The organism is Microbacterium sp. SA39, assembly GCF_000967865.1.
Lineage (GTDB): Bacteria > Actinomycetota > Actinomycetes > Actinomycetales > Microbacteriaceae > Microbacterium.
In genome coordinates, this window is sequence record NZ_JXRU01000016.1 from 18,137 (window position 1) to 27,231 (window position 9,095).

General features: G+C 68.3%; 12 protein-coding genes. 10 read left to right on the forward strand and 2 right to left on the reverse strand.

What is annotated here, in order from left to right:
• Positions 1-57: 57 nt before the first annotated feature.
• The 6 genes from paaA to RS85_RS00550 are packed head-to-tail and all read left to right on the forward strand — an operon-like array spanning position 58 to position 4,672.
• Positions 58-1,059 carry a 1,2-phenylacetyl-CoA epoxidase subunit PaaA gene (paaA, locus tag RS85_RS00525; RefSeq protein WP_046011464.1) on the forward strand — a complete coding sequence of 334 codons (1,002 nt, stop codon included), beginning with the start codon at positions 58-60 and terminating at the stop codon, positions 1,057-1,059.
• Positions 1,059-1,364, forward strand: a complete 306-nt coding sequence (gene paaB, locus RS85_RS00530; RefSeq protein ID WP_046011465.1) for a 1,2-phenylacetyl-CoA epoxidase subunit PaaB — start codon at positions 1,059-1,061, stop codon at positions 1,362-1,364. Before paaA ends, paaB begins: the two co-directional genes overlap by 1 nt.
• On the forward strand, positions 1,361-2,191 hold the full coding sequence (paaC, locus tag RS85_RS00535; protein ID WP_046011466.1) for a 1,2-phenylacetyl-CoA epoxidase subunit PaaC: 831 nt from the start codon (positions 1,361-1,363) through the stop codon (positions 2,189-2,191). Before paaB ends, paaC begins: the two co-directional genes overlap by 4 nt.
• Positions 2,185-2,679 carry a 1,2-phenylacetyl-CoA epoxidase subunit PaaD gene (paaD, locus tag RS85_RS00540; RefSeq protein WP_046011467.1) on the forward strand — a complete coding sequence of 165 codons (495 nt, stop codon included), beginning with the start codon at positions 2,185-2,187 and terminating at the stop codon, positions 2,677-2,679. Before paaC ends, paaD begins: the two co-directional genes overlap by 7 nt.
• Complete coding sequence (gene paaE, locus RS85_RS00545; RefSeq protein ID WP_046011468.1) at positions 2,679-3,845, forward strand: 1,2-phenylacetyl-CoA epoxidase subunit PaaE; 1,167 nt, start codon at positions 2,679-2,681, stop codon at positions 3,843-3,845. The genes paaD and paaE overlap by 1 nt, the downstream gene beginning before the upstream one ends.
• A 56-nt stretch (positions 3,846-3,901) precedes the next feature.
• On the forward strand, positions 3,902-4,672 hold the full coding sequence (locus tag RS85_RS00550; RefSeq protein ID WP_046011469.1) for an enoyl-CoA hydratase/isomerase family protein: 771 nt from the start codon (positions 3,902-3,904) through the stop codon (positions 4,670-4,672).
• A gap of 120 nt (positions 4,673-4,792) precedes the next feature.
• Here RS85_RS00550 and RS85_RS00555 read toward each other — a convergent pair whose 3' ends face one another.
• Entirely contained in the window at positions 4,793-5,437 is a 645-nt protein-coding gene (locus RS85_RS00555) for an AAA family ATPase (protein WP_046011470.1), read from the reverse strand.
• A gap of 72 nt (positions 5,438-5,509) precedes the next feature.
• Between RS85_RS00555 and RS85_RS00560 the strand changes: the two genes are divergently transcribed.
• From RS85_RS00560 to RS85_RS00570, 3 genes are read left to right on the forward strand one after another with little or no spacing between them, the layout of a single operon-like run.
• On the forward strand, positions 5,510-7,033 hold the full coding sequence (locus RS85_RS00560; RefSeq protein WP_046011471.1) for an ATP-dependent DNA ligase: 1,524 nt from the start codon (positions 5,510-5,512) through the stop codon (positions 7,031-7,033).
• Positions 7,034-7,073: 40 nt separating this feature from the next.
• Entirely contained in the window at positions 7,074-7,556 is a 483-nt protein-coding gene (locus RS85_RS00565; protein WP_046011472.1) for a helix-turn-helix domain-containing protein, read from the forward strand.
• Positions 7,553-7,888, forward strand: a complete 336-nt coding sequence (locus RS85_RS00570) for a HepT-like ribonuclease domain-containing protein (protein WP_046011473.1) — start codon at positions 7,553-7,555, stop codon at positions 7,886-7,888. Before RS85_RS00565 ends, RS85_RS00570 begins: the two co-directional genes overlap by 4 nt.
• A gap of 11 nt (positions 7,889-7,899) precedes the next feature.
• On the opposite strand, the gene RS85_RS00575 is transcribed toward RS85_RS00570, so the two are convergent.
• Entirely contained in the window at positions 7,900-8,409 is a 510-nt protein-coding gene (locus RS85_RS00575) for a phosphoribosyltransferase (protein WP_046011477.1), read from the reverse strand.
• 165 nt (positions 8,410-8,574) lie between these two features.
• Between RS85_RS00575 and RS85_RS00580 the strand changes: the two genes are divergently transcribed.
• The coding region (locus RS85_RS00580; protein ID WP_046011474.1) for a thiamine pyrophosphate-binding protein at positions 8,575-9,095 on the forward strand (521 nt) is incomplete at its 3' end.

Below are 9,095 nucleotides of genomic sequence, written 5' to 3' on the forward strand. Positions count from 1 at the left end.
TCGTGTGCGAGAATAACCTAACGATCGGTCAGTAAAGAAGCTGAGCAAGGAGTCTCGATGAACAGCTCCGCAGACCTCTCCCTCGTCGCGAGCGAGATCTCCGACGAGGAGCGCCTGTTCGACGAGCTCATCGCGAACGAGCAGCGCATCGAGCCGCGCGACTGGATGCCGGATGCGTACCGCAAGACGCTGATCCGCCAGATCTCGCAGCACGCCCACTCCGAGATCATCGGGATGCAGCCGGAGGGCAACTGGATCACCCGCGCGCCGAGCCTCAAGCGCAAGGCGATCCTGATGGCCAAGGTGCAGGACGAAGCCGGACACGGTCTCTACCTCTACTCCGCCGCGCAGACCCTCGGAATCACCCGCGACGAGATGATGGATCAGCTCATCAGCGGCAAGGCCAAGTACTCGTCGATCTTCAACTACCCCACCCCGACCTGGGCCGACATGGGCGCGATCGGCTGGCTCGTCGACGGTGCCGCGATCGTCAACCAGGTGCCGCTGTGCCGCGCATCCTACGGCCCCTACGGCCGGGCGATGGTGCGCGTCTGCAAGGAGGAATCCTTCCACCAACGCCAGGGATTCGAGATCCTGCTCAGCCTGATGCAGGGCACCGAGGAGCAGCGACAGATGGCGCAGGATGCCGTGAACCGCTGGTACTGGCCGAGCCTGGCGATGTTCGGGCCGCCCGATGAGCAGTCCCCGAACTCGGCCCAGTCGATGAAATGGAAGATCAAGCGGTTCTCGAACGACGACCTGCGCCAGCGCTTCGTCGGGATGCTGGTGCCCCAGGCCGAGATCCTCGGCGTCACGCTCCCCGACCCCGATCTCCGCTTCGAGGAGGAGACCGGCGAGTACGTGATCGGCGAGATCGACTGGGACGAGTTCTTCGAGGTGCTGCGCGGCAACGGGCCGTGCAACGCCGAACGGCTCGAGCGCCGGCGCACGGCTCATGAAGACGGCGCCTGGGTGCGCGAGGCCGCGGCGGAGTACGCCCGGAAGCAGCGTTTCGGCTCGCCTGCGGCTCGCTCAACGACCGGGACGGGAGTCGCGTGATGGCCACCCCCGGTGCTGACGAGCGTGAACCGTGGCCGCTGTGGGAGGTATTCGTGCGGGCCAATCGCGGCCTGAGTCACGTGCACGTCGGGTCCCTGCACGCTCCGGATGCCGAGATGGCCATCCGCAACGCCCGCGACCTCTACACCCGGCGCGGTGAGGGAGTGTCGATCTGGGCTGTGCCGGCCGAAGCCATCACCACGAGCGACCCCGACGCCAAGGGCGCGTACTTCGAGAGCCCGTCGGGCAAGAACTACCGGCACGCGGTGTACTACACCGCGTCCGAGGGGGTGCCGCACCTGTGACCTCCCCAGACCACGACGTCCACGGCGACGTCACCGTCGACGCGTTGCAGCTGAGCGACGAGCTCGCGGGCGGCAGCGCTGTCGCGGCAACCGCCCACATCGCCGAATACGCGTTCCGTCTCGGCGACGACGCCCTGATCCTCTCCCAGCAGCTGGGCGAGTGGATCTCCCGCGCGCCCGAGCTCGAGGAGGACGTCGCGCTCGGCAACATCGCCCTCGACCTGCTCGGTCACGCCCGCTCCTTCCTGCGCTACGCCGGCTCCTACGACGGACGCAGCGAAGACGATCTCGCCTTCTTCCGCGACGAGCCGGAGTTCCGCAGCGTCTGGATCGTCGAGCAGCCCAACGGCGACTTCGCCCAGACCATCGCCCGGCAGTTCGTCGTGTCGACCTACATGTTCGAGCTGTACTCCGGGCTACGGGCGAGCAGCGATGAGACTCTTGCCGCGATCGCGGAGAAGTCACTCAAAGAGGTCGACTATCACCGGGATCACGCCGTGCAGTGGATGCTGCGCCTCGCCGGTGGCACCGAGGAGTCGCGCGAGCGGATCATCCGGGCGAACCGCGACGTCTGGCCCTACGTCGACGAGCTGTTCCGCGACGACGACCTGATCGAGCGGCTGGGCGACGCGGCGGTGCGTCCGTCAAGCCTCCGGGCCGGCTTCGACGCCGTCGTCGACACGGTGTTCGCCGAGGCGGAGCTGACCACACCGACGGTGGCCGCCTCCTCCGCCGGTGGTCGACACGGGCAGCATGCGACCCCGCTCGGACACATCCTCGCCGAGATGCAGGTGCTCGCGCGTCGGCATCCGGGGGCATCATGGTGACCCTCACGCCCACGCAAGCGGCCTGGCGGATCGCCGCCGCCGTCCCCGACCCCGAGGTCCCGGTCCTCACGATCGAAGACCTCGGTGTCCTCCGCGCGGTCGAGTCCGACGGCGAGCGCGTCCGGGTCGACATCACCCCCACCTACAGCGGATGCCCGGCGATGGACACGATCCGCGACGACGTCATCCTGTCGCTGACCGCCGCCGGCTTCGCCGAGGTCGAGGTGCGCCTGGTCCTGTCCCCCGCCTGGACCACCGACTGGATGACGGATGCCGGCAAGCAGAAGCTCACGGAGTACGGCATCGCCCCGCCGTCCGGTCGCGCAGCCATGTCGACCGGGCCGACTCGCCTCGCGCTGAGCGTCCGCTGCCCGCGGTGCGGTTCCCTCGACACGCGTGAGGTGTCCCGCTTCGGCTCGACCTCCTGCAAGTCCCTGTTCGAGTGCCGAGCCTGCCTCGAGCCGTTCGATCATTTCAAGGTGCACTGATGTCGCTCTTCTCCTCCGCACGAGCCGGCGCCCCGGCATCCGTCACGTCTCGACGGCAACCCGGCGAGCGCACCCGCGCGCGCTTCCACACCCTCACGGTCGAGGATGTGCGCCCACTCACCGACGACGCGGTCGAGGTCACCTTCACCGTGCCGGCCGAACTCGCCGACGACTACGACCACCTCCCGGGACAGTACGTGGCGCTGCGCACCACGCTCGAGGGCACCGAGGTGCGCCGGTCGTACTCGCTGTGCCGCGCTCCCGAGCACCGCACGGACGGACAGCCGACCCGCCTCAGCGTCGCGGTCAAGCGCGATGAGGGCGGCCTGTTCTCGACCTGGGCGCAGACCGGGCTGCATCCGGGATTCCAGATCGACGTGATGAGCCCGCAGGGCACCTTCACGTCCGGTCTCGACGATCTCGATGATCGGCACGTGGTGGGAATCGCCGCGGGCTCCGGCATCACGCCGGTGATGGCCCTTGCGCACACCGTGCTGACTCGTTCCGCGACCTCGCGGTTCACCCTGCTCTACACGAACCGGTCGACGCTCGACGTGATGTTCCTCGAGGATCTCGCCGACCTCAAGGACCGCTACCCGACCCGCGTCACGCTCCATCACGTGCTGTCCCGCGAGCAGCGGACGGCTCCCGTGCTCTCCGGCCGGATCGACGAGGAGAAGCTGCGCACGATCTTCGTCTCACTCATCGACCCGGGCGACGTCGACGAGTGGTTCCTCTGCGGTCCGCTCGCGCTGGTCGACCTGTGCCGCGAGGTGCTCGCCGATGTCGGCGTCGCACGCGAGCGCATCCGCTTCGAGCTGTTCACGACCGGCGACGAGCCGCTGCGCACCGCCCGCCCCGTCGAAGTGCGCGCAGGGGCCAAGACGGTCCGCATCGAGGTGAACCTCGACGGCGTCTCGTCGACGGTGGAGAGTCCGGTGGACGCGCACGAGTCCGTGCTGAACGCGGCTCTGCGCGTGCGACCGGATGCCCCGTTCGCCTGCGCGGGCGGCGTCTGCGGCACCTGTCGTGCTCGGGTGATCGAGGGCAGCGTGAGCATGACCGAGAACTACGCGCTGGAACCCGACGAGCTCGAACGCGGCTACGTGCTCACCTGCCAGTCCCATCCCACGAGCGACCGCGTGGTCGTCGACTACGACGTGTGACCGGAGCCCGCAGTCTGGGTCCCTGAGCTTGTCGAAGGGCCCGCCGAGAGGAACTCATGATCGATCTCACCATCGCCGATGACGTCGCGACGATCGTCCTGAACGCACCGCCGAAGCTGAACGCGCTCGATGAGCAGGCGCTGCACGGCCTGGACGCCGCGTACGCCGAGGCCGAGTCCGCGGGCGTTCGTGCTCTCGTGCTTCGGGGCGAGGGTCGGGCCTTCTGCGCCGGACGCGACATCTCGGACGTCGACCCGCGCAATGACGACGTGATGGGCTACCTCGGCGGGATCGTCACGCCCCTGCTGCAGCGCATGTCTCGCTTCCCTGCTCCGACGTTCGCGGTCGCTCATGGCGCCTGCCTGGGCGTCGGGCTCGGCCTGCTGATCGCGACGGATGTCGTCTACGTCGCGGAGTCCGCGAAGATCGGCTCGCCGTTCGCCGCTCTCGGGGCGACGCTCGACTCCGGCGGGCACGCCCTCTTCCTCGACCGGCTCGGCGCCCACAAGACCCTGGACCTGATCTACACGGGACGCCTGATGAGCGGCGCTGAAGCTGTGGCATCCGGACTCTTCTCGCGGGTGTTCTCCGACGACGAGGTCGTCTCCGCGACGACGGATGCCGCCGCCACCGCCGCCCGCGGAGCCACGGCTGCCTTCCTCGCCAGCAAGCAGCTTGTCGCGCAGATCCGTGATGAGCGCCTGGCGCTGTGGGATGCGGTCGGCATCGAGAACGCCGCACAGGCCGCGCTGTGCGACACGGACGACTATCGCGAGGGCTTCGCCGCGTTCCAGGCGAAGCGGAAGCCCGAGTTCCGGGGGCGCTGAGCGGGAGGCATCCGCGTTCCCGCGCCGAATCAGGCGATCGCGCGGAATCAGGCCGACCGGCCGGGAATCGGCCTGATCCGGCGTGATTGCCTGTTCTCGGGTGGCAGAGCCAACGCCGAACTACGGACGACGGATGCTGGGCCGATCGAGATCCTCGTAGTCGACGAGGATCGTGGCTCGCTCCGCCGGCCGGCACTCGGCCAGGTACTGCTTCTGTCCTCCGACGTAGCGCGCGTTCTCCACCGCGTCGGGATCGGGCGGGAGCCCGTCACGCACCGACATCCGACGGACGGATTCCGCGAACGGGACGTCGAGGAAGATCGAGAGATCCCAGACGTCGACCAGCTCCGGGCGATGCAGGAAGATCCCGTCCACGAGGAGGATGTTCCCCCGTGGCACCGCGCGACGGGGACCGGTCAGGAGTTCGTCGGAGTCGACGTCGTGCCCCACTGGAAGGTAGGTGCCGTGTCCACGACGGAACGGGTCGATGACCTCTCGACGGAACCGCTCGTAGTCGTACGAGTCCAGCCAGAACCCTTCTGGAGATGACCGGCCGCGCCGGTAACGGCGTTCACGGACGTGATGGTATCCGTCGATGGAGACTCGCGTACTGGACGGCATGAGCGCGGCCAGTTCGTCGGCGAGTGTGGTCTTGCCGGATCCGTCGACGCCGTCGATCCCGACGATCAGGTTGGGGCCGTCGGCCTGAGGGATGGGCATCAGCGCGACCACCGCACGGAGAAACTCTGTCCGCTCATCACTCATCTCTCCACCCCTCGCAGACCTCCGATCGTGCCACACCTCGTCGATGTCGGATGCCGGTGGCAGAATGCGGGGATGAAGCTCTCCGACCTCGTCACCACCACCGAAGAGGTCGCCGCAACGTCGTCGCGTCTCGCGAAGATCGATGCCCTCGCGCGGCTGCTGGCGACAGCCGAGCCCGACGAGATCGCACCACTCGTCGGACTGCTGCTGGCCTCACCGAGGCAGGGGCGGCTCGGCGTCGGGTGGCGCGGGATCGCCGCCCTCGAGGTCGCGCATGCCGACGAGTCGACCCTCAGCATCGCCGACGTCGACGAATCGCTGGATGCTCTGGCGGCAGCATCCGGCACCGGTTCGGCGGCCTCGCGCAGCAGCATCCTCGGAGCACTCGCCGGCAGGTCGACCGCCGATGAATGGGACTTCCTCGTGCGCGCCATGCTCGGCGAGTTGCGCACGGGTGCGCTCGGCGGCGTGCTGCTCGACGCGATCGCCCGGGCATCGGAACGCGACGCCGCCGTGGTGCGGCGGGCCGCGATGCTCTCCGGCGACCTCGGCGTGACGGCGCAGCTCGCCCTGACCGGAACCGAAGAAGAGCTCGCAGCGGTCGGCCTGCAGGTCGGGCGTCCCGTGCTGCCGATGCTCGCCGCCACAGCTGCGACCCCGACAGCGGCGCTCGAGATCACCGGCGAGGCATCGGTCGAGTACAAGCTCGACGGCGCCCGCATCCAGGTGCACCGCCACGGCGACGAGGTCGGCGTCTACACGCGCAGCCTGGCCGACATCACGCATCGCGTACCCGAGATCGTCGAGATCGTGCGGTCGCTCCCGGCGCACGACCTCATCCTCGACGCTGAGACACTGTCGCTCGACGAAGACGGCGGGCCGCGCCCGTTCCAGGAGACGATGTCGCGCTTCGGCGCCGACGTCGCCCGAGAGCTGCTCCTGCGGCCGTGGTTCTTCGACGTCCTGCATGTCGACGGACGGGATCTGCTCGACGAACCGCTCTCGACGCGCCTCGCCGAGCTCGAACGCATCGCCGGTGAATGGCGGATGCCGGGAATCATCACCGCCGACCCCGATGCCGCCGAGCAGCTCTCCCGCGACGCTCTCGCCGCCGGGCACGAGGGCGTGGTCGTGAAGGCCCTCGACGCGCCGTACGCCGCCGGCCGGCGCGGCAAGTCCTGGGTGAAGGTCAAGCCCGTGCTGACGTACGACCTGGTGGTGCTCGGCGCCGAATGGGGTTCCGGCCGCCGGCAGGGGTGGCTGTCGAACCTGCACCTCGGTGCGCGCGATCCCGAGGGTGAGTTCGGCGATCCCGACGGCTACGTCATGGTCGGCAAGACGTTCAAGGGACTGACCGACGAACTGCTGCGCTGGCAGACCGAGACCTTCCCCGAGTACGAGACCCGGCGTACGCAGGGCACCGTCTTCCTGCGGCCTGAGATCGTCGTCGAGATCGCGATCGATGGCGTGCAGCGCTCACCCCGCTACACGGGCGGCATAGCCCTGCGCTTCGCGAGAGTGAAGGGCTACCGGTCCGACAAGACGGCGGCCGAGGCCGACACCATCCAGACGCTGCGGGCGCTGCTGCGCGGGTAAACGCATCGAATTATCACTTATCCGCGATAAACTGGGCACTATGAGTCGAGGCTCCACATTGATCAAGGAAGCGCGCAGACGTTCCGGCCTGACGCAGACCGTCCTGGCGGAGCGGTCCGGCATCCGCCAGAGCGTTATCAGCGAGTACGAGAACGGACGTCGGGAACCCTCGGTCTCGGCTCTCGACAGGTTGCTCGGCGCCGCAGGGCTCGCTCTCTCGCTCAGCGAGGAGCCAGAGACCCTGAAGCAGGTCCGGATGCGGGCAGCAGCACTCCGCGCGCTGCTCGCCGAGCACGGAGCAACGAACGTTGAAGTGTTCGGAAGCGTCGCGCGCGGTGACGAACGTGCCGACAGCGACGTCGATCTCCTCGTCGACCTCGACCCCGCAGTAGGCCTGTTCAGTCTGCTCCGGATGCAGAGCGCCGCCGAAACACTGCTCGAGCGCTCTGTCGACATCGTTCCCCGGGCAGGCCTCAAGCCCGAAATTGCGAAGCACGCGTTGCGGGACGCGGTCCCGCTTTGAGCCGCCATGCGCGAGCCAGGCTGAACGACATCACGCTCGCGTGTGACGCGATCTCCCGGTACGTCGATCGGGCAGACAGCAACGACGAGATCGTGTTCGACGCGATTCGCCTTCGCCTGCTCGAGATCGGCGAGGCAGTAAAGGACTTGGGTCCTGAGATGTTCTCAACTGAACCGGGAGTTCCCTGGCGGGAGATAGCCCGCATGCGAGATCACCTGGCACACCGCTACTTCGACACTGCGCATGCCGTGGTGAACGCAACAGCACGAGATGACATCCCGCTGCTCGCGGCCGCCACCGAGCGTCTCCTCGCGGGAATTGACGAGAACTGACGCCCGCGGCCTCACGCCGACGGCGCGAGCCCCAGGTCTTCTTCCCGCACGGTGCCCTGGAACGACCACGGGAAGTTGATCCAGAGATCGGTGTCCTTCCACGCGAAGTCGGGCTGGATGATCGTCGAGGGCTTCGTGTAGATCGTGACCGAGCGCACCTCCGCGCCCTTGTCCTTCAGCAGCTGCACGGCGAGCGCCAGCGTACGACCCGAATCAGCGACGTCGTCGACCAGCAGCACGCGGCGCCCGTCGAGGTACGCCATGTCGAGCTCGGGCGGCAGCACCTCGGGAGCATCGAGCACCGTGCCGATGCCCGTGTAGAACTCGACGTTGATGGCGCCGCAGTTCTTCGCGCCAAGTCCGTAGGCGATGGCCCCGGCGGGCAGCAGCCCGCCCCGAGCGATCGCGACGACGACCTCCGGCTCGAAGCCGCTGGCGAGGATGCTGCGCGCCAGGTCCCGCGTCGCCGTGCCGAAGCCGTCCCAGGTGAGCGTCTCGCGCTCGGTCGTTGCAGTGGTCATCGCCTCATTCTCCTCCATCGCCCCACTCCGCTTCGCCGGTAGACTGAGCAGGTCCGGCGCCCGCCGCCGGTGCCTGAAAAAGAGGCACGAAGCACTTCGCGCAGACGCGAGGGCGAGACACATACGGATCCGCTTCTCTCCGTCCCTGTCTCGAAAGGCATCTTCATGCCCACTGTCTCCGCGCACGTCGCCCTCACCCTCGCCCAGCACATCGACGCCGTCTTCGGCGTGATGGGCAACGGCAACGCCTACTTCCTCGACGCGATCGAGACGCAGACGGATGCCGTCTTCACCCCTGTCCGTCACGAGCAGGGCGCCGTGGTCGCCGCCGACGCGCACTATCGCGCTTCCGGTCGCATCGCCGCCGGAACCTCGACGTACGGTGCCGGTTTCACCAACACGATCACCGCCCTGGCCGAGGCCGTGCAGGCGCACGTGCCGCTCGTGCTCGTCGTCGGGGATGAGCCGACGTCGGGCCCGCGCCCGTGGGACGTCGACCAGATCGCGCTCGCCTCGGCCGTCGGCGCACGCACCTACACGGTCGGACGCACGGATGCCGCCGCGACGACCGTCATCGCGATCGAGCACGCTCTCACCTATCGCATCCCGGTCGTCCTCGCGATCCCGTACGACGTCGCCGCCCTCGAAGCGGGACCCGTGCCCGAGGCTCCCTCCCCCGTTCTCTC